The following is a 22,022-nucleotide window of genomic DNA, read 5'->3' as shown; positions in this document are numbered from 1 at the left end:
CTACGAATTTATACAGTTTGATTTCCGAAATTGAATCAGTCTGCTGTCTGCTTTTTTTGACCTCTAACTCTTTGATCTCAATGGGTTTTACTTTCTTGTAATTTGCGATCGCCCCGTGGTCGATTACTCAATATCAAGGGAGTAGCGAATATAATTCGCCATTTCGTACCAGCAATGGTGAAAAAGAAACGGGGTATTATTGTTAACTTTAGTTCTGGCTGGGGACGTTCGACTTCGGCCCAAGTTGCACCATACTGCGCTTCTAAGTGGGCAATAGAAGGATTAACTCGTTCTTTAGCACAAGAATTGCCAATTGGTATGGCAGCCATACCCCTCAATCCAGGTATTATTCATACAGATATGCTTTCTATTAGCTTTGGGGAAGAAGCTGCCAATTATACACCCGTGTCCGATTGGGTATTGAAAGCTGTTCCATTTATTCTCAATTTAAAACCCAAAGATAACGGAATTCCCTTAACCATTTCATGAGATTGGTCGTGTGTGAATTGTTTTGACTGTATATTAACCAATGCAATAGCGATGTCTACGACGGGCTGCGCCTACGCAATTGGCTTAACGTGGTTCAGTTAAGAAAGTTTTTCCTAAAACGGCAAAACTAACTCCAGAGGTGAGACTAAAGGCTTAATTACGTATGCGTCTTAGAAAATATCAAACGAGTTTACTATGCTTCCAACCTACCTCTAGCAAGTTTTACCGCTCTAGAGTTTTTCTGTGAAGGCAAGGGAACAGTTACGAAAAAATAGGCTGATTTCAACTGTATTGGTTTATCGCCCAGAGGCTCAGGAAATTAGTACAATTTTTGGATACTAGAGTTTTCAGCAAGAAAAAGCATTTGAGCCAAAGTCTACCCAGCCGTTTCTCTTGATTTTTTTGTAAGACCCAAGTATTGTGGCAATGAAAGCCCTTCTCCCAAGGGAAGACGCTTGCGAATAGAGCTTTCATCGACGGCGCTTGAATTTGATTACGAGTTTGTGCCTTATCAATCTTTTTCAACAATCGCTGTAAGTATAGATGCAATCGCCCTTTCAATACGTTGCCATCCGGTCGGTGAGCTGAAATCAATTCCTAAGAATGTATCGCTGACTTTGGTACGCATAACCAGATAAACAATTCCAGCAATCAAAACTGCACTGATGGCAGGAATATCTTTATCTGGAGGGAAAGAATACTTCTGCTTGAGAAATTTTAAACTCTCAATTGCCACTTGATCGCGCACACTAGCCAACTCATGGGTTAATTCATTGGCTTGAAGTAATTCCCAACGCATAATTTCTTGAGTAATAGGTCGTTTTTGCAAGTCATACAGGAAGTGCGACAGTAACAAAACCATGCAATCAGCTAAAGATTCAGCATCAACTACTGTTTGATCTGCAATTAGCTCTTGAGTTGTAATCCAGTAGTTACCTTCTTTGCCAAAAGTTTTTAACAGCGAGGGAAGATCCTCAAAATATCGATAAATCAATACTTTATCAACTCCAGCTTCACGGGCGATTGCATTAATTCCTAGTTGTTGAAAGCCTGATTGTACCAAGAGTTTAGCAACTGCTGCCAAAATACGTGCCTTCGTTTCTTCTTTGTCTCGTGCCATGAATCGTTCTCATTTACTTGTCACCGGCTAGTGACTATGATACTTTGTCACTAGTCGGTGACAAAAAAGATTAAAAATGCCAAAAATTACCTTCGAGTTACAGGTTTATCCCTTTGACATCGATTTCATTGGACACGTAAACAACAGCGTCTATATTCAGTGGATGGAGATTGGACGCACAAAGCTGCTTGAAGCTATTGGAATGCCAATCCAAGAAATTGTTCAGCAAGGATTTGCGCCAGTACTAGTTGAAACGAATATCGTTTATAAGACACCACTATATTTAGGCGAATGTGTGCAGGTAGAAATGTGGATATCACAACTGAAGAATGCATCTGCAATTATGCAGTTTTGTTTTTATAACCAACAGAGAATACTAGCAGCACAGGGATGGCAGAAAGGATTATTTGTAGATAAACAAACACTGCGTCCAAGGCGGTTAGGTTCAGAAGAGCGGTCTTTATTTTTGCCCTATGTGCATTCATCGGTGGATGCTCAAGGTACTAACTTACTGATTAGTGCGCCATAAAACGATGATATTTTTGAGATATTGTTTGGTTTAGTAAGTCCGATTTCGTTTATTGCTCTCGCCCGAATTTGGTCAAACGAAGAATCACTTCTCCTAGCAATTGGGCTTGTGGTTGCAACACTAATCTATATTTGCTTTACGATTGAATGCGGGGAAAGCAAATTATCGCTAGTGATCGAAGTCGCTAGTGTCAGAGTTTTTGCTGCTTGCCTTATTGAGACTGTCTTATTCAAACTGGTGGTTAATGTTAGGTTGAATGGCTTATTCGCTCTGAGACGAATGGCACTAAAAAACGTAAATCCCTGTTGGTTCTCTAAATTAACCTGCGATGACATCAAGTTTTGAAGCTGGGGGAATCCCTAGTGCTTCGCCACATAAACTTTGCGTGGTGGTAAGCAGAGGGGCAGAGGTGCGGAGGGGCAGGGGTGAAAGAACTTGTACAAATCTCTCCTCTGCTCCCCTGCTCCCCTGCACAAGCGCAGGCTTTGAGAGGTGTGGTGAGAAATCCGGGATAATCCCCTGTGTGGAGTTATTCGGGGTGATGATGGGATACCGCAGAGTGGCGAATGATTATATAAAGTTGTGACATAGAATTGCACGTTATTTTAGCAACAGTCTCCAGTCTGAACAGCCTTTTAGTATTAGACTATTAGTTTTGCTCAGGGCAAAAAGCATAAGATGACATCTATAAGTTGTGCTTCTCTCAATTGTAATCGTTGCCATTAGGAGCAGACAGTTGAATCACCTCAGTAAAACGTGAATACTTAACCGTATCAGTAGGGAGATAATCTGCCGACACTGCAATTAACCCAATTTTTATATCCTCGAAATAAATCACACCCCCAATACGTCCTTCAAGAAAGAAAGCGCCATGAAAAAAATGATATGGAGCGATGTAGATCAGCAGAAAGTCACTAATCTTTATTGCCCTATCAAACATCTGCTGACAAGTTTTTTGGAGGACAGCATCTAGATATTCATTATAAGCAGGCTCACCCATGTCAGTAAATTCTGGATGATCCGCAAAATGATCCATGTAAAATAGCCAAATATCGGACAAGTCTGCGTCATTCGCCAGTTTCTGTTTAAGTTCTTGCAATCGGTCGATATTCATATTGTGGATATTGAGGAGATCGGGCAAACAGACAGTTAAAAAGTATCAATAGTCAACTCTCTACGATTTTTGAGTTGAGATAGCCAAAGCACAGTTTGAGCCACGCTTGCTGAAGAACCGCAGCATCAGGCTACTAGGCATTTCCTTGTCCAACAGTTGCTGCTTGTGTGGTGTGCCAATTAGAAGCCAGAGAGCGGATTTTTTGAAGTTCCGATGGCGAGAGGCGCTCCAAGTTACGCAGTATTTGAGTCATGCGTGGCTGGTTTTTAAGCAAGTCATAATGACGAGCCAGAAAGTCCCAATAAAAAAAGTTGAAAGGACAAGCATTATCCGTACTGCGCTGGCGATGGTTATAAGCACAATTTTTACAATAGTCGCTCATGTTGTTGATGTAGTTAGCAGAAGCAGCATAAGGCTTAGATGCAATCATTCCACCATCAGCAAACTGCCCCATGCCAATGACATTGGTTTGCATTACCCAATCGTAGGCATCAATAAAAGCAGCATGAAACCAGTCTTCAAGTTCTTGGGGGGAGATACCTGCTATCAAAGCAAAGTTGTTCAGCACCATCAACCGTTGAATATGATGAGCATAACCTATTTGTTTAACCTGAGTTAGAATTTGGTGCAGACAATTCATCTGTGTATCGCCAGTCCAATAAAAAGCAGGTAGTGGATGAGTGTGGTTAAACCAGTTACGTTCTGAATAGTCATCATCTAGGTAAACATAAACACCGTGCATATACTCTCGCCAGCCAAGCACCTGACGGATAAAGCCTTCAATGCTGTTTAGCTCCCAGTCGCTGCTGTTGTCTAAATATGCAAGTTGTGCCGCCTGAACAACTTCCAAGGGATGAAGCAATCCAATGTTGAGATAAGGCGAAAGCATCGCGTGCCACATTGTCTGTTCGCCAGTCACCATCGCGTCCTGGTATGGTCCGAATGAAGACAAACGTGTTTCGATAAAAAACTTTAGTACAAGTAGTGCTTGCTGTCGGGTTACACCCCAGCGAAATGGTTCAAGAAGCCAGTAACTTTGATTGTCCTGGAATGCCTCAGATTGCTTAATGAAGTCAATTACATCTTGTGTAATTGAGTCTGGTTCAAACCATAAAGCTTCGGGTAAGGTCAGTTTGCCTTTTGGTGGTTTGCGATTTTGTTTGTCAAAGTTCCATCGACCACCAACAGGTTGGTTGCCGGACATTAGAATGTTGAACCGCTTTCGTCCCTGGCGGTAAAAGTCCTCCATGATTAGGCGTTTGCGTCCACTTGCCCAGTCAATGAACTCCTGATCACTCCAGATAAAACGGTTATTTGGTGTAAAAGTGACTTGAATTGTCAAGTTTAACTTTTGAATTAATCTAGCAAAAGGGCGATCTGTTGGAGTCATCACCCGCAGTTCGGTAATTTGGTATTGTTCAATCCATTGGAGTAAAGGTGTATTGAAGTCTTGGCTTTGAGCGTATGTTACCGGGAAGCCAAGCGATCGCAATTCGGCAGCAAAGTGACGCATGGCTGACCAGACCAATACCAGTTTTTGCAAGTGATAAGGAAGTTGCCCTGCATGGGCAAGAGATTCGATAAAAATCACAGGAGTCTGTTGGTGTTTTTGTAGGCAACTCTCTAGCGCTGACTGCCCAGCCCAAAGTTGATCTCCGAGAACCCAAACACCAATAGTCAAGTCGCTTCGCTCCAATTAAAAATTAAAAATTATGAATTAAAAATTGCAAGACGCGACGCTCCTGCGTCGCTAACGCTTCGCTATCGCGGACTCGCTTGCCGCCGGCGCTATCAGTCGGGGCTTGAACCCACCATTCATTGTAGACCACTGAAATCAAAGATTTCAGTGGGGGCTTGTACCCCAAATTAATTAAAAATTATTATTCCTCTTAATTTTTAATTTTTAACTTTTAATTTTTAATTAAAAAAAGGTCATGCCCTTGCTCCCTCTAATACCGTGCGTTGGCAACGTGACGACAAAATTCTATTCAATCAAGTGTAACGTCATTGTTACAAAAACTTTCTCAATGAAAAAGCTTATGAAAGCCTAAAAGCGCTAGTGCTAATGTACTATTATGATGAGAAAATTCTCAAATATCCAGATTGAATCATAAATTTACCAGAGAATAGTCGTTCCCGCCGCTTGCTAGAAATGGTAATACTTCAACAACAATGCAGACGAGGAAAATAGTTCACGTAGACATGGATGCTTTCTACGCATCGGTGGAACAGCGAGATAACCCTAGCTACCGAGGTAAACCGTTAGTAGTCGGTGGCAGCCCGAATCAGCGAGGTGTGGTTGCAGCCGCCAGTTATGAAGCTCGTAAGTTTGGGATTCACTCAGCAATGCCGTCAGTAACAGCGTTCGTCTTTGACGTTGCCGCAGGCATCGCTAAATGCCCCGGACTGATATTTGTCAGACCGAGATTCGACGTTTACCGAGAGATTTCCGCAGCAATCCACGCCATATTCAAACGCTACAGTGATTTAGTGGAAGGGGTTGCACTAGATGAAGCATATCTAGATGTTACTGAGAATAAGCAAAGTATCCCCTATGCTTCTACTATCGCAAGACACATCAAAACTGCGATTTTCCAGGAAACCCAGTTGACGGCAACCGCAGGTGTGTCAATTAACAAGTTTCTTGCAAAAATGGCATCAGGTCAAAATAAGCCGAATGGACTAACGGTGATTTTACCGGAGGAAGCGATGTCTACGACAAGCCGCAAGCGTCTACGCTTTTGTAGAACAACTGCCGATTGAAAAGTTTCACGGGATTGGTGAGGTGACGGCGGCTAAGATGCACTCACTCGGCATTCACACTGGCGCAGATTTGAAAGAGCGTTCGTCTCTGACGTTGCCGCAGGCATCGCTCTTGGAGCTAACACACCACTTTGGTAAAGCAGGGCAATATTACTACAAGATTGCCAGAGCAGAAGATGACCGCCCAGTTGAAGCAAATCGAGTTCGCAAGTCCATTGGTGCAGAAACCTCATTTGCTAGAGATTTAAGTGACCATAGTGAAATGTTACAAGAACTCGAACAGATTGCCCAAATTGTCGAGCAACGGTTGGAGCAGCATGAAACGCGAGGACGCACATTAACTCTGAAAGTCAAGTTTTCTGACTATCAGCAGCTAACCCGCAGTAAGACAATGCTTGCTCCCATCAGTGAACTCTCTACGATTTTTGAGATAGCCAAAGCGCTGTTTGAGTCGATTGACCTGGAAAACCGCAGTATTAGGTTGTTGAGGATTTCTTTGTCTAACCTGGATAACGTTAAACAAACCCAAGTAATTCAATTGCCGTTATTTCAGAATGCAGGCATTATATTTTAGCGTAGGCTAGCAAGAACCGCAGGCATCGCGCTGTTTAAATACTGACTCACCCACGACAAAAATCATCAACTCTCAACTCGCGCCACACATCGGACGGTTGCCACCCAGAGTTACCCACAGAGCGGGGGCGATAGTGTTCAGAAATATATTCGGATTCGGAAACGTAGTCTTCAATGTATACAGGTGGGTTTGGTTCAATCACTGTTTCAGGAATATTTTGGCTCTCAGGAATCTCAATGGGTTCAGTCGGTGGTGGAGTTAGTTCTATTTTCTTGCGAACTGGGTTAGAGGTTTTTTTGATGAGTCGTTTCATATCTATAGGAATCATTCGGCTTTCCAGAAAGAATGGATATCCCAGAATACAAGAACTTATCAACGACTCAGAGGCATTTTGCCATAAAGTTAGTTGTATGGGCGTGGATTGCTTTTTAGGGACAAGAGCCAGCTTGATTTGGCATTGATACAACTCGATTGCTGTACCCCCCAAATCACCCATTCAGGTAATAGTTGCTCAAAACGACCATTTTTTCTTCTCTGTATATAAAGGCGAAAATGAGAAGTTGATTGTGTCTTGGGTTGCGATCGCTGCCATTGAGCAGTCCCATTAAATTTATATATTCTATTGAGATGAATAACTCATTGCCTGGCTAAAACGATTTATTTACTTTTCTCTGACTTGGAAAAATCTTTAATTATTTTTTAATATTTCTATTAGGTCATGCCCTCAAACCCTCACAGCCTCTTACTACTCTAAATACAAATTAACTATTTCCTCTCAAGTATCTTTAGGTAGAACTTATAAATTTATAGAATTCGTAGGATTTGAAACGGAAACTTATTTTAGTTGATGTAGTTTCAAAATAAGACTCATATTATTTGTTAAACAATGCCAAGTGGTTATTTTATATCAATAGAAGAAAGAGAAAAGATATTTTGCACAGAACTGGTTAAGTACGGTGTGGAGTATGAAAAAGCGGTTATAGCAGCTAAAATTATAGCTTCTGGGCAAGGGGATGAGCATTTATCACCCTCAGAGATAAAAATTGTTAAAGATGCTTGCAAAAAGTGGTCAGAACAAAATCAGCGCTTTAAGCGTTTGAAAGTTGTTGTAAATCAAATTTAGTTTAAGTTGACAATAAGCTTCATGCAGTACCCAGGAAGCAATAGGAACAATCAGCCCAATTTCATCAGCATAATAAACAGTTAGACATCAATAACAAGGTGTTCGACTATGAGAGTTCTTGAAACAGAGCGTTTAGTTCTTCGTCGGCTAACAGTTGAAGATAGCGAGTTCATTCTTGAGATATTGAATGACCCTTTGTGGTTGCGCTTTATTGGTGATAAAAGTGTGAGAACTCTTGATGATGCTCGTGAATATATTTTGAAGAATCCGGTTGCTATGTATGAGCGTCTCGGCTTCGGGCTGTATTTGGTTGAGCTAAAGGGGAAGAGCGTCTCGATTGGAATTTGCGGTTTGATAAAAAGAGATTCCTTGGAGGATGTGGATGTTGGGTTTGCCTTTCTTCCTAAGTTCCGGGGAAAAGGATACGCCTATGAATCTGCTTCTGCTGTCATCATGTATGGGAGAAGAACCTTCGGCTTAACTCGTATTGTCGCTATCACTACACCGGACAATTATGGTTCAGCAAAGCTGCTCAAAAAACTAGGACTAAGCTTTGAGCGAATGATTAAACTATCTGATGATAGTAAAAGTGTTAGTTTGTTCATTTCTGATGTCTAACAATTGCGGTGCAGCGGATTGAAGAAAGCCGCTCGTGCTGAGTTGGACTTTTTAGCAACCTCTGACCGCAGCCGTTATGCCGCGAATTTCAGTTACCGTCATAAGCATTTCACAAGCTCATTAGTGATTGCAATTGTGTGTCTGAATTATCTCCCAATTCCTGTTGTAATTGGGATAGTTGGTTTTCTAACGCTTCAGCAGTCTGAATGAGATTCGATTCTTGGGCTATTTTTAGCTGGGTTTCCTTAATAGAGATTTTTCTCACTAGTTCATTCACTGCATCGACTGAATCATCATTTTCAGTAATCATGGCTTCATCACGAATATCCGTTTTTAGCAGGAATAATTGCTACAAAGCTTGCTATGTATGAATAAAAATTAGCTACATTTTTCATTTTACACAAGTATATTAAAAAAGATATTTCCTTTCAAAACTTGCTTAAGTGATACCAATGCAGACACAGGTGTTAGAACTAGAAAAAATCGCTGACAAAATTAGAAAACTATTTGCACTTAGTCAATCTCCCAACGAAGCAGAGGCAAGCGCCGCCGCAGCTAAAGCCCAGGAAATGCTAACCCGGCACAATTTATCAATAGCCTCACTCCAAGATTGGACACCTCAACCACTAGAAGAAGAAGTGGTTCGCCAGTTCAAACGCATGACCTCATGGAAATTTATTTTACTAAGTGGTGTTTGTTGGGGGAATTATTGCTCTGCGATCACCAGACACTACCATAGCGGGTCTAAAATGATTATCTTAGGGCGAAAAGTGAATATTGTCTCTACTCGGATTCAGTTTGAGTATCTTGAACAAACCATTGAACGACTAGCAAAACAAGCCGTAGGTAATCGCGCTTTTAGAAATGCTTTTAAATTAGGTGCTGCTAATAGACTTGTAAGTAGGATTCTTGAGAATCGCGATCAACAGAAAAATCAAGGGATTGCTGGAACTACTGAATCAGTTGCAGTACCCGCCATTATCGTGCAAGCGCTCTATGAAAAACTAGAATCTGAGTTAGAAGCATATCTAAACAAGGTGAAAGTTAAACAAATGGCGGCACCATCAATTGGTTCAAAAGACGGATATTTCTCTGGTATATCTGCGGCTGATTCTGTCTCTCTTAATCGCCAAGTTAGTAGCAGTCAACAGCACTATCTGCCAGGTTAATTAAGACGTATCAGGAGATAGCGGCAGTGATGAAAGTAGATTTTGGAGTGATTGACCTCATGCAGTGCTTCATGCGATCGCTGTAAGCAAGGTTTGCAGTACTTGTACAGAGGTATAAATAGTTGCCAAAGTATAAACTGAATTTGGAAAAGATGATTATAGTAAATTTATATACTCTATTGATGTGAATAACTCAGTAGAGTATTTTTGTGAAAGTGCGCCTAATGTAAGCGATCGCCTCTTCTGTGCCCAACTAACAACCGCTCTCCACAGCCTACGATTGCTCCTTGGGGTAATAGTGGATTTATGTTTGTTTGACCAAATTTTGATAACCATTGGTTAACACGCATTCAGCCAAGAGTGTTGCATTGGGCTTGGTGTATTGCGTCTAATCCTTGTATAGTGCAGCTTTAAAGTTTTTCGTTCTTTTTGCATAAAGTACAAGACTTGAACTGAAGAGTATTACATAGCAAACGAATTATATGTAAAACGGGGGGCAACAGTTTAAAACTCCCATATTTAATTTTTTTACAAGCACTGCTCTGGACTCCTTGCCCCAGGGCAGTTTTTTATTGCACTGGTGGCTGAGGGTCTTGCACCCACTGCCAACAATCGAGTTACTGTAGTGCGTTGTTCACTGGCCGTAACCGAAATATTACGTCACAGTCTCACAGTCCGTAAAAGCGTTAACCTCAAATGTAGCAAGCATAAACCGTTAAAATTCCTAGCACAGGCATTTAAGCAATGGCAAAGATTCAGCAGATTTGGCAGCGTTGGATTCCTGGACTCCTTGAGAAAGCAGTAAAGCGTGGAGAAACAGTGGAGTCGGGAGTAGAAGTTACTAAAGCTGCTTTGGAATTTGCGATCGCATTGGGTGTGCTAGCGAGTGTACCATCAGCACCAGTAGTTGCGGCGGGGTTGGCATTTGTAGGAATTGGACGGCAAGGCTTGGCATTGTTACATGAGAGAACAAATCAAAAATTTGAGATAGAAGAATGGGTAGCTTTTGCTTGTCCATTAGCTTATATAAATAGTTTTAATGCTTTAGTTGAGAGAAACGTTTGGTTACAGGAAAAACTGAATGCAGAGTTAAAAGAGCAGGAAGTTAAGCTTCAGTTTCACCAATTGGGACAGTTAGAATTAGACAATAGTAAAGCTGAAGAAGCACTAAAGCAGTTTCCAAATTCAACATTAGGACAAGCTTTAAATCAAGAGTTATCTAGTTACTTAGAAACGAAAGGGATTAAACCAGAGATTGCATCTCTAGTCACAGGATGGGTAGCCTGGGATACATATAATTATATCAAGCAGCTTTTCTCTTACGAATCAGAAGATGTACGCCAAGCTTTAAGCTTAATGATAACAGCAGCACAAGAAATAAGAGCAGATGAGAAATACGCCAGCATTGAGTCATACCTGAAAGAGCAGATATCGCCCTTACCCAGCGACCCGTTACTAATGGAAAGATGGAAGGTAATAGGTGAAGAATTTAAAATTACTGAAATTTATGTGCCACTGAAAGTTCAGTTGTTAGATAGCAATGGCGAACTTAAAGAAGAAGATACTGTTGATTTAGAGAATTGGGTAACAGAGCAACTGAATAAATCTGAAACAAATAGGCAAGTTATTTTTATTCAAGCAGGGCCAGGGCGAGGCAAAAGCGTCTCTTGTAAAATGTTTGCAGAGCGGGTAAGAAAAGAACTTCACCCAATTTGGACACCAATACTAATTAGGCTAAGAGACATAGATACTTTTGAGCCAAATATCGAAAATACTCTTCGCGCGGCTGTTAGAGAAAATTTTGCTAACCGAGATGATTGGTTAAGCGATCGCAATACTCGATATTTATTTATACTAGATGGTTTTGATGAACTACGTTTTGAAGGAAGAACCGCGAAAGGAATTGAAGATTTTCTTGGACAAGTAGGAAACTATCAAGCGCAAAGAGTATGTAAGCATCAATTCATAGTGACTGGTAGAGAATCAGCGTTGCATGGAATTGAAAATCGCCTACCAGCTAACTTAGCTAGGTTAGAAATTGGATTAATGGACGACGAACTACAAAAGCAGTGGTTATTAAATTGGGGAACACTAGTTGAACAAGATAAAGCATCAGAATTTCAAAAGTTTCTCAAGGCAGATAATTGCCCTAAGCGTGTTAAAGAATTAGCGCGAGAACCACTTTTGCTATATCTTTTAGGGGCTATGCACCGAGATGATGAGTTAAATATCCAAATGTTTGGAGGTGCTAATGATGCTCAAGCTAAAATAATAATCTATCAAAAAACACTAGATTGGGTTTTAACGAAACAACGTCCTGAAAAACTTAATCAAGAGCTTACAGAATTTGATACAGAAGATTTGCGCCTGATTTTAATTGAAGCGGGGTTATGTGTTACTCAGTCTGGAAGAGAATGGACTTCAATCAAAGCAATTGAAGAACGGCTTAAGAATGATAAATCAGCTAGAGATTTACTGGAATCAGCACAAAATAAGCTTAGTGGTGAAAATCCTTTAAGGAATGCGTTAGCAGCATTTTATTTACGCCCAGCAAAAGCATCCTCCTCAACAGAGGGTGCTGTCGAGTTTATTCACAAGAGTTTTGGTGAATTTCTCTGCGCTCAGAAAATAAAAGAGAGCTTGAGACATTGGACAAAAATAGATTTTGAAAGTAGACGTGAGAGATATGTTATTGATGATGACAAGCTAGCAGAAGAAATCTATGATATATTTGGCTACGGTGGATTGACACAAGAGATTGTAGGGTATTTGATGGCTCTGCTTGATTCTGAAGAGAAGTTTCAATACTTAAAATTATTTGAACGATTAGAAGATTTCTATATTTATTGGTGTAAAGGAGAATTTATTAGTGGATTTCCTAAAAATCTTCCTCTTAATCAAATGCAAAAACTCCATACAGAAAAAATATTCCTCGACTTAAGAGAAGTTGATATATTTACTGGCTTAAATGTAATGATTCTTCTCTTAGAGTTACACCGTTATGCTCAGACTCAAGATGAACTAAAGGATAATATTGTCTTTTATCCTTGCGGTAAAAAAGACAGCGATAATTTTGATGAGCAGCGATTGTTGCGTATCATAAGTTACAGCAACAGCGTTAGTTTAAGTACTTTTCTGTTTACTATTGGTTATTTCCTCTCACGCGCTAACCTCGAAGGTGCTAACCTCGAAGGTGCTAACCTCTCAGGCGCTAACCTCGAAGGTGCTAACCTCGAAGGCGCTTACCTCTATAGCGCTAACCTCGAAGGCGCTAACCTCTCAGGCGCTAACCTCTATGCCGCTAACCTCTCAGGCGCTAACCTCGAAGGTGCTAACCTCGAAGGCGCTTACCTCTATAGCGCTAACCTCGAAGGCGCTTACCTCTATAGCGCTAACCTCTATGGCGCTAACCTCTATGGCGCTAACCTTCTCAATATTACTTGGGATGAAGATACAAACTGGAACGGCGTGAGAGAATTAGATAAAGCACGAAACAGACCTGAAAGCTTGCTCTCCCAATTAAACTCAACCGCCCACCCCTCGCCCTCAAAAGACACTCCACCGTAAGCCTGACCCCCCGGCAGCAACCGCCCCCGATAGAATTCCTGCTGTAAAAGAGACAGAACACCCAAAATCCTCAATTCCGACCAATCCTCCAAGTCTTTGCCATGCAAAGATACACGGTAATACCCGCCTTTATGCGATCGCTCCTTGCAAGACACTTTGTGCCGACATGAATAACTGCGCGGCGAAACTGGGAGGCACAGAATACCCGATAATTGACCCCGCCGTAGCAGTTTCGTTGGGGAATTCGTACCAACTGGGAAACCCTTGTAACCTCGCCACACCTTGAATTGACAAGGATTTGACCGTACCATCAGGCAACCAGAGATCAGCGAACTTACTACGGTTGCAACCTTTGTGATCTGTGAAATGCGATCGCAGAATGGTATTAGCGGGCTGCGACCCTGGCTTGTACTTGGGTAACTTGCGTCCCCCAACCCGTTCAATTAACAGTGGTGTTGGCGCATTCCCGGCTAAAAATTTCTCTAAAGCTTGTTGTTGTTTAGGTAGAAGCTGTGAATCAGGCATCGTGGGGATGAGATGCGCGATCGCCTCGTACCACCCACAAGGTGTAGTTCCTGAAGGTAAGGCAACGCGCAACCCCTTACTTGCAACCAGAACTAACCGCCGCCGCGCCTGGGGTAGCCCAAAGTCAGCCATGTTGACCACGCTGTAATCGACCGAGTATCCCTCAAGTTCCAAAGCATTCAGGATGATGGCAAAACTCTGACTGTTCTGATAGCGCGGCACATTTTCGAGCGTAAACACCCGTGGCTGTAACTGTCGGATGGCTTCTGCTACTGCGATGGCGCGAGCGCCCGCCGGAGGCGATCGCAGCCGTCAGATCATCAGCCGTTTCAATGCCATTACCAGCTTTTGCAGTGTGAGCTTGACTGAAGTTGGCGCACACTGGGGAGGCATGGAGATAGTCGGGGTAGCGTGGAAAACCTATGAATCCTAACTGCGCTATTTCTTGAACTGTTAGCTGGATTATTCTACAGCCGTACTCGCTAAAGTTGCGGTGATGGGTTTTGGCGTTCACGAAGTGTGCCGAAGGTATCGCTCGACTTAACTGCGGTTTGCTTGGGTCGAACTCCACTGCGATGACTGGGCGAATCCCGGCTTGAACCATCCCCGCTTCAATTCCACCGCCACCAGCGAAAAGTACTACAGCGATTGGGGCATCATCTGGAAGAACTGGTTTTATTTTTGTGTTATCAAAATTTTTGCAGACATCTAAAATTTTTGGTGATGTCTTTTTGGATTTCGCTTTTTTGATAAAGGCGGTAATATCTTCCCTGGTTGCCCCCTGTTGTTGCATTAGACGAATCATTGGGACAGCGCCAGGGGGAATTGAGCCTATACTTTTGCCTTTCCATGCCCTGTTTATCTTCTCTTTCCAATTGAATGCCCATCGCCAACAAAAGGGGTCATTTGGGGAATGGCACGAATGGCACTAAGAAAAGCTATAAACCATGCTGCATAAGCATTACAAGTATTAATGCGTTAATAGCAGTGGACACTTGGCTGCGATCGCTATTTTTTGTAGGGGCTGTGAAATGGAAGCGGTAACGGTGGAGGGTTGCCCGAAAAGTTTTTGAAGGTAGAAAAAGCTTACTCGTTCATGGAATACTTTCTTTGAAACGAGCAAGCACATACGATAATTACTACTGTGACATTACGAGTACAAATCCTCTCTTGATAAATTTAACCAAAGTTTAGGTTTACCTTTCAAAGAACTATTACCAGAATCGGTGATTAAACAAACAATATCTGAGCTAAAAATCAAATATAAAAAGCGATTATTTGACCCATTTATAACGTTGTGGGCGTTTTTATCGCAGGTTTTAGATACGGATAAAACTTGCCACAATGCTGTAAGTAAAATAATTGCACATCTGGCAGAATCAGAAGTAGAAATTCCGTCAACAGATACGAGTGCATACTGTCAAGCACGAGTAAGATTACCAGAAAAATTACTAGAGAAGCTTTTCAATTATTCTGCACATAATTTAGAAGAAAGAATAACTCAAGAACATTTATGGTGTGGACGGGATGTGAAAGTAATAGATGGCTCGACTGTCTCCATGCCGGACACTATAGAGAACCAAACAGAATATCCTCAACCAAGTACTCAAAAAGCTGGATGTGGCTTCCCAATTGCTAAAATTGGTGTGATATTCAGTTTAGTTACAGGAGCCGCCGTTGCTTTATGCATCGATGTCCTGAACACTCACGATATTAAATTAGCAAGAAAACTGTACAGTTTTCTCAAACCCAGTGACGTTCTTTTAGGTGATAGAGCTTTTTGCGCTTATGCTGACATGGTTTCTATTACACAACTCGGTTGTGATGCGGTATTCCGCAAGCATCAATCTCGGACAACAACCATACGAAAAGGCAAAATTGTTGGAGATTGCGACAAATTAGTTACTTGGTATAAACCTAAACGATGCCCACAAGGATTGAGCAAGGATGATTTTGATGCTCTACCTTCTACTATAACTGTAAGAGAAATTTACTACTACATTGTTATTCCTGGTTTTCGCACTCAACAAGTCAGCTTAATTACTACTCTTTTAGATAAATCTTCTTATTCTACTCTTGAAATTGTTGGACTTTACGGTAAACGTTGGGATGTTGAATTGGATTTGAGACATATAAAAACTACCTTGGGTATGGATATTTTACGATGTAAAACTCCTTCAATGATCCGCAAAGAAATTCATGTTTATTTACTGGCTTACAATTTACTTCGAAGCTTAATGTGGTCGGCTGGAACTATTTACAATACTCCTCCAAATCGCCTATCACTGCAAGGTACTCGCCACCATTTAATTAACTTTATTCCCAAATTATTAGCAGCAACTTCTCAAAAACGCCACCAAATTTATCGCAATGCAGCTAAAAGTTATTGCTCACAAAGCTGTGAGCGATCGCCCCGGTAGAAGTGAACCACGAGTCCGTAAACGTCGCCCGAAAGCTTATCCCTGAATGACCAAAGCCCGGCACGAATTACGAAAGCAGTTGCAAACTGCTTAATCCACAAGCGTTTCGGCTTTTCTTAGTGCCATTCGGGAATGGCACGCTTGTTAAGCTGAAGGGTAAACGGCATAAGGATGCTCCAGGAGCAGGGGGGCAGAGGAGAATTTCTCTTGCTTCTTTCTGTATGCTTCTTCCTTCTTCTTTCTCCCCTGCTCCTCTGCTTTGGTTGTTGAGCGTAGTCGAAACACTGCACAAGAGCTGCCTCAACGATTTCGCTTAACAAGCGTGCCATTCGGTCTTGAGTCAAAGGTACGTCCAGGACAACTCAAAAAATTCAAGAGTCTAAAAAACCAATTATTAAGCATCTATTAAATGTTTACTGAAATGTCTTAACTGTCTTAACTGTCCTTGCATTGTAAATGTATTAAATGTATGGTGCTACGTATCCTTAAATCTAGTAGTCTGCCAACCCAAAATTGTTGGGTGAGGGCTGGGAAAAGTGGAAAGGTTAAAGAGTAAGGGATTTAAAACATGAGTCCCTTTGCCCTTAAAAGAGCTAAGTCACGAGAGCGAACTACTAGCCATACTGATAATGGTTGCCCTCGGCAGCCCAGAAATTAAAAATCAGTATTTGAATAAACCTAATTATCGGTCATGAAAAAGTATGTGCTTTTGGCAATCTCTTCATGACACCTGTTTTTGTTGCTGTTGCCAAATTGTTAAACAAACTTGGGGTTAAATCGAATGGCACTGTATCAAGTCACTCAAACCACTGAGAACGGAAACGGAGACACGGTAGGCACTCTCAGCTATGCGATCCTCCAAGCTAACCAACTACCACGAGATAACACCATAAGTATTAATTATATAGGACAAAGATCCAAGTTTTGACTAGGATCTTTGTTCGATGCGGTAATTAAGGCGATCGCTATATAATCCATTTCACGCCAGCAAAATGTTAATAACCGCCTGGCTCATGCAAGCAAAACACACAAGTGGCATTCGCTTCTATGTCAAGGCAACAAATAAAAGCCGGTTAATCGTTATGACTGCCAAAATCCACTTTATTTCCGGCTTACCTCGTTCCGGTTCCACCTTACTCGGAGCCTTACTGCGGCAAAACCCCCGGTTTCATGCCAGCATGACTAGCCCCGTTGGTAGCCTGGTGAACCGAATGCTAGAAGCGATGAGTGAAGAGAATGAATATTCAGTCTTTATCACCCCTGAGCAAAAACGGGCATTAACCTTAACTATATTTTCCACATTTTACGAACCCGAAGCTCAAAAAGAAGTTATCTTCGATACTAATCGGCTGTGGTGTAGCAAATTGTCCTTAATTCAAGAGCTATTTCCTGGCTCAAAGGTGATTTGCTGCGTGCGAAATGTCGCTTGGATTATGGATAGCATCGAACGGCTGATTAGAAAAAACGCTTTTGATGTGTCGCGGATGTTTAATAATCCTGGCGAACGCTCCACAGTTTACACCCGCACCGAAGCTTTGAGTCAAGGGGGACGGTTAGTGGGGTTTGCTTATAACGCTCTCAAAGAAGCATTTTATAGCGAACACAGTGCCTCTTTGCTTCTGGTGGATTATGACTTATTGACCCAAGCACCTGATAAAACCCTGTCGCTGATTTATCAATTTTTGCAGGAGGAACCCTTTGAGCATGATTTTGCCAATGTGGAATACGAAGCTGAGAAATTTGATAATCGGCTGAATACTAAGGGACTACATCAGGTGCGTCGCAAAGTCGAGTTTCAGCCGCGACTGACAATTTTACCACCAGATTTATTTACTCAGTATGATGGGTTGTCTTTTTGGAAGAACCCTAGCAATAGTTTGGCTAACGTGATTGTCGCCCAGCCGCTAGAAGCGGTGAGTAAGTGAAGCTTTCAATCTTAAGAGGTTATTTGAAAAATGTTTGGCTGTATCTTCGCACTTACCGATCCCCCCTAACCCCCCTTAAAAAAGCAGGGTGGTTTCATACAACGAGAGAAAAATTAAAAAAGAACCCAGAAGTCAGAATTCAGGAGTCAGAAGCAATTAGTGGGGGATTTAGACCTGCCACTAATTGTAGACCACCCTCACGGGTTCGCCAGTTTCCCATCACAGGCATTGCCAAGACGGGAACTGGACTCACCAAATCGCCCGATTTGGTGTGGTGTTTCACCATCTATTCATCCCTTGGCTTCGTACAGAATTCGCGCCTGTATTCTGACTCCTGACTCCTGACTCCTGAATTCTATTTTGTTAAAACCAAGTATCAAAGCCTCTCTCCTCGTGGGGAAGAGGTTTGGACAGGGGTCTGCACCTTTAATGCATCGCCCTGCACCTTTATTGCATTCACCTACAGCAAAGTTACAGGCCAATGTAACTTTGTTGCACTGACCTGCAAAAGCTAACCCAAGAGATACAAAACCATGAATAAATTATTTTCAACTCTAACCCTAACAACAGCTACAGCTTTAACCGTAATCAGATCCCTGACTTCTTGAAGAAGTCAGGGATCTAAATCTAGCGATTTAGTTTAAGTGACACTCGACTCTACAAATAACTCCTCATTTACCTAAAAACAAAGGAAAAAATCAAATGGCAAATTTCATCGTTAACCAAGCCACCGATGACGGCACCGGCTTAACCACAGGCACCCTCAGCTACGCAATTCTCCAAGCGAACCAACTAGCAGGAGATGACACCATTGCAATCAATAACGATGTCCGTTTCACTGGGGTAGTAAAGACGCTGGTGAACAGCAACATCACCATTGTGGGCAATAACTACAGCATTAGCGGCGATGCTAATAACAACGGCATCAACGACAATGGCGACGTGCGCCCCTTGTTCATTTTGTCGGGAACAGTTGGTATTTCTGACCTCACCATCACCAACGGACGAGCTAAAGGCGGAGATAGTCTAGCTGGTGGCGGCGGCGCTGGTCTGGGCGGCGGCTTGTTCATCTATGATGGCAATGTTTCCCTCACCAATGTTGCCTTTACTAACAACGCAGCACAGGGCGGTAGTAGCGGTGTCAGTGGACTGGGCAACGGCGGCGGCGGTATGTTCGGCAATGCTGGCGGCAATGGCAATGGTGGCGGCGGACTGTTTGCTGGTAGCACTGGCAACACTGGCGGCTACGGGGGCAACGGCAACTACGGCGGCGGTGTCGAGGCCTTCGGCGGCGGCGCCAACTACGGCGGCGGCGGCGGCTTCGGCGGCGGCGGTGGCGGCGCCATCCGCGGCGCCAACGGCGGCTTTGGCGGCGGCGGCGGCCGCGGCAACTTACTCAGCGGCGGCGGCGGCGGCTACGGCGGCGGCGGCGGCCGCGGTCTCGGCAGTGGCGTAGGTGGTAACTTCGGCGGCAGCGGCAGCGGCGGCAACCCCAACATCGGCGGCGGCGGTGCTGGACTAGGGGGTGGCATTTTTGTCCGCACAGGCTCTTTAACCCTCAACAACACCAGCTTTACCAGCAACACCGCTACAGGCGGTACGGGTTTTAACCCAGGTCAAGGCTTAGGTGGCGCAATCTTCATCATGCAGTCCACCACCAACACTAATGGCAACAACCAGGGAATGCCCACCGTTTTACCAACTGTCACTTCTGTGGGTAATCCTACCTTTAGCGGTAACAGTGCAGCTAACGACGCGGGAACTGCTACCAACAATGATAATGTTTACGGCACAATTAACACAAATAACAATCCAACAGCTACAGACGACATCTTTACCACCGACGAAGATACTGCTGTTACTGGTAACATCTTAGCCAACGACACAGATCCCGATGCAGGCGATATCTTGACAGTCAGCGTTGTTAATGGTGTGGCTGCCCCCTTCTTCAGTTATCCGAGTCTCCTACCGTCCGGTGCTTTATTAACTGTCTTCACTGACGGCAATTTTGAATACAATCCCAACATTCTTCCCGGCAATCAGTTTCAATCGCTGGCAGCGGGTCAAACTGCCACTGATAGCTTCACTTACACAGTCAGCGACGGTCAAGGTGGGACTGACGATGCTACTGTCACCATTACTATTACTGGTGTTAACGATGCTGCAACGATCGCAGGTACAGCCACAGCCGCAGTCACCGAAGATACTAACGTGACCAATGGCAGCCTCACAGCCACAGGCAACCTCACCGTCAGCGATATCGATAACGGCGAGGATATTTTCAACACCAATGTCACCTCTGCTACTGGCAATCTGGGTAGCCTAAGTATTACCACAGCCGGAGCCTACACCTACACCGTTGCCAACAGTGCGGTGCAATACCTGGGTGCAGGTGTAACCAAGACTGATACCTTTACCGTTGAGTCCTTCGACGGTTCTGCCAGCCAGGATATCACCATTACCATTACTGGTGTCAACGATGCCCCAACAGGTTCACCCACTGCGACGTTAAGCAACACACCAGAAGATACAGCCATTAATATTATTGCGGCTGACTTATTAACAGGTTTTACGGATGTCGATGCGAGTGATATTCTTTCTGTTGCCAACTTAACTGCCACTAACGGGGCATTGGTCAATAACAATAATGGGACTTATACCTTCACCCCAAATGCCAACTTTAATGGTACTGTTAACCTCACCTACGATGTCACAGATAGTGTAGCAACCTTAACCGGGCAAACTCAGACTTTCTCTGTTACTGCCGTTAATGATGCCCCTGTTGCTGGTGATGACAGTGCTTCCACATTCTTTTTAACTACCGTCAACATCCCAGTTAGCACCCTACTAGCCAATGATACCGATGTTGATAGCACCGGACTCAGCATCACTGGTGTCAGCGGTGCTACCAACGGTACTGCTGTGCTAAATAATAACGGCACAGCCAGCAACACCGCAGATGATTTCGTTTCCTTTACTCCAAATCTTCTATTCGTTGGTAATGCCAGCTTTAACTACACCCTCAGCGATGGTAGCCTGACTGATACTGCTACGGTGACTGTGGCTGTGGGTCGTAACATTTTAGGCACTGTTTTTGCTGATTCCCTGATTGGCACCCTTGGTAACGACTACATTAATGGCGGTAATGGCAACGATACCATCTACGGCGGCGCGGGTAACGATACCCTCAACGGTGATAATGGCAACGACATCTTGTATGGCGATGGTCTGATGGATGGCGGCGCGGGTAACGATACCCTCAACGGTGGTAATGGCAACGATACCCTCTACGGCGGCGATGGTGTTGATTACCTCTATGGTGGTAATGGCAACGATTTACTCTATGGTGGTGTTACCAGTGATATTCTCACTGGTAACAGTGGTAACGATACATTTGCCTTTGCGGCTGGGGAAGGTACTGATACTATTACTGATTTCTCTGACGGTCAAGATTTGATTGGACTGTATAGTGGTTTGAGCTATGGGCAACTGAGTTTCTCAGGTAACAATATCCTGGTGACTTCCACTAGTGAAGTTTTGGCAACGTTGACTGGTATTAATACCATAACGCTGACGGCTGCTGATTTCGTAACCCTTTAATCATCTCGATTCATGCAACGCCGACTTTAGTTGCATCAAACAAGCAATGTCAATGCATCCAAGAGCAACTTTGATGCATTGGCTTGCATCTTTTGTACAAGCGTCATAACCTTAAAAAGTCATAGCAATTTACGAATAATATCAAGTACGTAAGCGTAGCCCGTCGTAGACATCGCACTTTTCGCTCTTATAAACAAAGCAAATTATGCATCATCAAGGTCTAATTCTTTGGCTGACAGGGTTAAGTGGGGCAGGTAAAACAACAATCGCCTTATCTGTTGCCCAAGAATTGCGATCGCGCAATTACCAAGTAGAATTACTTGATGGTGATGTCGTTCGCACCCATTTATCTCATGGACGGGAGCAACGCGATTTTGTGAGGTTGGGTAAAAAAGCTGCGATCGCTAATAAATATATTTAAGTACAATACAAATATTTATACACTTAAAGCAGTGCTAATACTGCTTTAAATTTCCGGTTCTATTG

22 protein-coding genes and 1 pseudogene are annotated in these 22,022 nt (G+C 43.1%); 14 read left to right on the top strand and 9 right to left on the bottom strand.

The window, feature by feature from the left end; all coding sequences use genetic code 11:
• Positions 1 to 174 precede the first annotated feature (174 nt).
• Together H6G92_RS39960 and H6G92_RS39955 are read left to right on the top strand one after the other, a co-directional pair.
• A pseudogene (locus H6G92_RS39960) lies at positions 175 to 309 on the top strand (SDR family NAD(P)-dependent oxidoreductase); the annotation flags it as partial.
• A 9-nt stretch (positions 310 to 318) separates the two neighbouring features.
• Positions 319 to 489 (top strand): hypothetical protein, encoded by a 171-nt coding sequence (locus tag H6G92_RS39955; protein WP_242059438.1) that lies wholly within the window; start codon positions 319 to 321, stop codon positions 487 to 489.
• 511 nt (positions 490 to 1,000) lie between these two features.
• On the opposite strand, the gene H6G92_RS34415 is transcribed toward H6G92_RS39955, so the two are convergent.
• The gene (locus H6G92_RS34415) at positions 1,001 to 1,609 is read right to left on the bottom strand and encodes a TetR/AcrR family transcriptional regulator (protein WP_190900839.1); all 609 of its coding nucleotides are present in this window, start codon (positions 1,607 to 1,609) and stop codon (positions 1,001 to 1,003) included.
• A 76-nt stretch (positions 1,610 to 1,685) separates the two neighbouring features.
• On the opposite strand from H6G92_RS34415, the gene H6G92_RS34410 reads away from it, so the two are divergent.
• Positions 1,686 to 2,138 carry an acyl-CoA thioesterase gene (locus H6G92_RS34410; RefSeq protein WP_190900837.1) on the top strand — a complete coding sequence of 151 codons (453 nt, stop codon included), beginning with the start codon at positions 1,686 to 1,688 and terminating at the stop codon, positions 2,136 to 2,138.
• Positions 2,139 to 2,841: 703 nt separating this feature from the next.
• Here the strand turns inward: H6G92_RS34410 and H6G92_RS34405 are convergent.
• From H6G92_RS34405 to H6G92_RS40620, 3 genes are all read right to left on the bottom strand, one after another.
• Positions 2,842 to 3,252: a hypothetical protein gene (locus tag H6G92_RS34405; RefSeq protein WP_190900835.1), complete on the bottom strand. Its 411-nt coding sequence runs from the start codon at positions 3,250 to 3,252 to the stop codon at positions 2,842 to 2,844.
• Positions 3,253 to 3,385: 133 nt separating this feature from the next.
• Positions 3,386 to 4,933, bottom strand: a complete 1,548-nt coding sequence (locus tag H6G92_RS34400) for a cryptochrome/photolyase family protein (RefSeq protein WP_190900833.1) — start codon at positions 4,931 to 4,933, stop codon at positions 3,386 to 3,388.
• A gap of 22 nt (positions 4,934 to 4,955) precedes the next feature.
• Complete coding sequence (locus H6G92_RS40620; RefSeq protein ID WP_277926827.1) at positions 4,956 to 5,081, bottom strand: hypothetical protein; 126 nt, start codon at positions 5,079 to 5,081, stop codon at positions 4,956 to 4,958.
• Positions 5,082 to 5,424: 343 nt separating this feature from the next.
• Between H6G92_RS40620 and dinB the strand changes: the two genes are divergently transcribed.
• Entirely contained in the window at positions 5,425 to 6,015 is a 591-nt protein-coding gene (gene dinB / locus H6G92_RS38995) for a DNA polymerase IV (RefSeq protein WP_242059435.1), read from the top strand.
• Positions 6,016 to 6,037: 22 nt separating this feature from the next.
• Positions 6,038 to 6,589: a DinB/UmuC family translesion DNA polymerase gene (locus tag H6G92_RS40965; RefSeq protein WP_199345098.1), complete on the top strand. Its 552-nt coding sequence runs from the start codon at positions 6,038 to 6,040 to the stop codon at positions 6,587 to 6,589.
• A 46-nt stretch (positions 6,590 to 6,635) separates the two neighbouring features.
• On the opposite strand, the gene H6G92_RS34390 is transcribed toward H6G92_RS40965, so the two are convergent.
• A complete protein-coding gene (locus H6G92_RS34390; RefSeq protein ID WP_190900831.1) occupies positions 6,636 to 7,085 on the bottom strand; it encodes a hypothetical protein in 450 nt (149 codons plus the stop codon).
• A 390-nt stretch (positions 7,086 to 7,475) separates the two neighbouring features.
• Here H6G92_RS34390 and H6G92_RS34385 point away from each other — a divergent pair, with 390 nt between their 5' ends.
• Positions 7,476 to 7,712, top strand: a complete 237-nt coding sequence (locus H6G92_RS34385; protein ID WP_190900829.1) for a hypothetical protein — start codon at positions 7,476 to 7,478, stop codon at positions 7,710 to 7,712.
• A gap of 108 nt (positions 7,713 to 7,820) precedes the next feature.
• Positions 7,821 to 8,330, top strand: a complete 510-nt coding sequence (locus tag H6G92_RS34380) for a GNAT family N-acetyltransferase (protein WP_190900826.1) — start codon at positions 7,821 to 7,823, stop codon at positions 8,328 to 8,330.
• A gap of 109 nt (positions 8,331 to 8,439) precedes the next feature.
• Here H6G92_RS34380 and H6G92_RS34375 read toward each other — a convergent pair whose 3' ends face one another.
• The gene (locus H6G92_RS34375; RefSeq protein WP_179069861.1) at positions 8,440 to 8,640 is read right to left on the bottom strand and encodes a hypothetical protein; all 201 of its coding nucleotides are present in this window, start codon (positions 8,638 to 8,640) and stop codon (positions 8,440 to 8,442) included.
• Positions 8,641 to 8,782: 142 nt separating this feature from the next.
• Between H6G92_RS34375 and H6G92_RS34370 the strand changes: the two genes are divergently transcribed.
• Both H6G92_RS34370 and H6G92_RS40615 read left to right on the top strand, forming a co-directional pair.
• Positions 8,783 to 9,499, top strand: coding sequence for a DUF2786 domain-containing protein (locus tag H6G92_RS34370; RefSeq protein WP_190900824.1), 717 nt, complete (start codon positions 8,783 to 8,785; stop codon positions 9,497 to 9,499).
• 744 nt (positions 9,500 to 10,243) lie between these two features.
• Positions 10,244 to 13,066 carry an NACHT domain-containing protein gene (locus H6G92_RS40615; RefSeq protein WP_277926826.1) on the top strand — a complete coding sequence of 941 codons (2,823 nt, stop codon included), beginning with the start codon at positions 10,244 to 10,246 and terminating at the stop codon, positions 13,064 to 13,066.
• 129 nt (positions 13,067 to 13,195) lie between these two features.
• Here the strand turns inward: H6G92_RS40615 and H6G92_RS39935 are convergent, their stop codons facing one another.
• Positions 13,196 to 13,813 (bottom strand): DNA cytosine methyltransferase, encoded by a 618-nt coding sequence (locus tag H6G92_RS39935; protein WP_313890039.1) that lies wholly within the window; start codon positions 13,811 to 13,813, stop codon positions 13,196 to 13,198.
• Positions 13,755 to 14,396, bottom strand: a complete 642-nt coding sequence (locus H6G92_RS40960) for a hypothetical protein (RefSeq protein ID WP_313890038.1) — start codon at positions 14,394 to 14,396, stop codon at positions 13,755 to 13,757. The genes H6G92_RS39935 and H6G92_RS40960 overlap by 59 nt, the downstream gene beginning before the upstream one ends.
• 421 nt (positions 14,397 to 14,817) lie before the next feature.
• Here H6G92_RS40960 and H6G92_RS39930 point away from each other — a divergent pair, with 421 nt between their 5' ends.
• From H6G92_RS39930 to H6G92_RS34345, 3 genes are all read left to right on the top strand, one after another.
• A complete protein-coding gene (locus H6G92_RS39930) occupies positions 14,818 to 16,011 on the top strand; it encodes an IS4 family transposase (RefSeq protein WP_313890037.1) in 1,194 nt (397 codons plus the stop codon).
• Positions 16,012 to 16,792: 781 nt separating this feature from the next.
• Entirely contained in the window at positions 16,793 to 16,939 is a 147-nt protein-coding gene (locus H6G92_RS34350; protein ID WP_190900822.1) for a hypothetical protein, read from the top strand.
• 64 nt (positions 16,940 to 17,003) lie between these two features.
• Positions 17,004 to 17,936, top strand: a complete 933-nt coding sequence (locus H6G92_RS34345) for a sulfotransferase family protein (protein ID WP_242059434.1) — start codon at positions 17,004 to 17,006, stop codon at positions 17,934 to 17,936.
• A gap of 139 nt (positions 17,937 to 18,075) precedes the next feature.
• On the opposite strand, the gene H6G92_RS34340 is transcribed toward H6G92_RS34345, so the two are convergent.
• Positions 18,076 to 18,222, bottom strand: coding sequence for a hypothetical protein (locus H6G92_RS34340; RefSeq protein WP_190900818.1), 147 nt, complete (start codon positions 18,220 to 18,222; stop codon positions 18,076 to 18,078).
• 416 nt (positions 18,223 to 18,638) lie between these two features.
• Between H6G92_RS34340 and H6G92_RS34335 the strand changes: the two genes are divergently transcribed.
• Both H6G92_RS34335 and H6G92_RS34330 read left to right on the top strand, forming a co-directional pair.
• Positions 18,639 to 21,536 carry an Ig-like domain-containing protein gene (locus H6G92_RS34335; RefSeq protein WP_190900816.1) on the top strand — a complete coding sequence of 966 codons (2,898 nt, stop codon included), beginning with the start codon at positions 18,639 to 18,641 and terminating at the stop codon, positions 21,534 to 21,536.
• Positions 21,537 to 21,741: 205 nt separating this feature from the next.
• On the top strand, positions 21,742 to 21,957 hold the full coding sequence (locus tag H6G92_RS34330; protein ID WP_190900814.1) for an adenylyl-sulfate kinase: 216 nt from the start codon (positions 21,742 to 21,744) through the stop codon (positions 21,955 to 21,957).
• The last annotated feature ends 65 nt before the right edge of the window (positions 21,958 to 22,022 follow it).

Origin of the sequence: Nostoc foliaceum FACHB-393, assembly GCF_014698505.1 — a bacterium.
Taxonomy (GTDB): Bacteria; Cyanobacteriota; Cyanobacteriia; order Cyanobacteriales; family Nostocaceae; genus Nostoc; species Nostoc foliaceum_A.
Note: the sequence above shows the minus strand (reverse complement) of the source record. Positions and strands in the feature narration are given on the sequence as shown.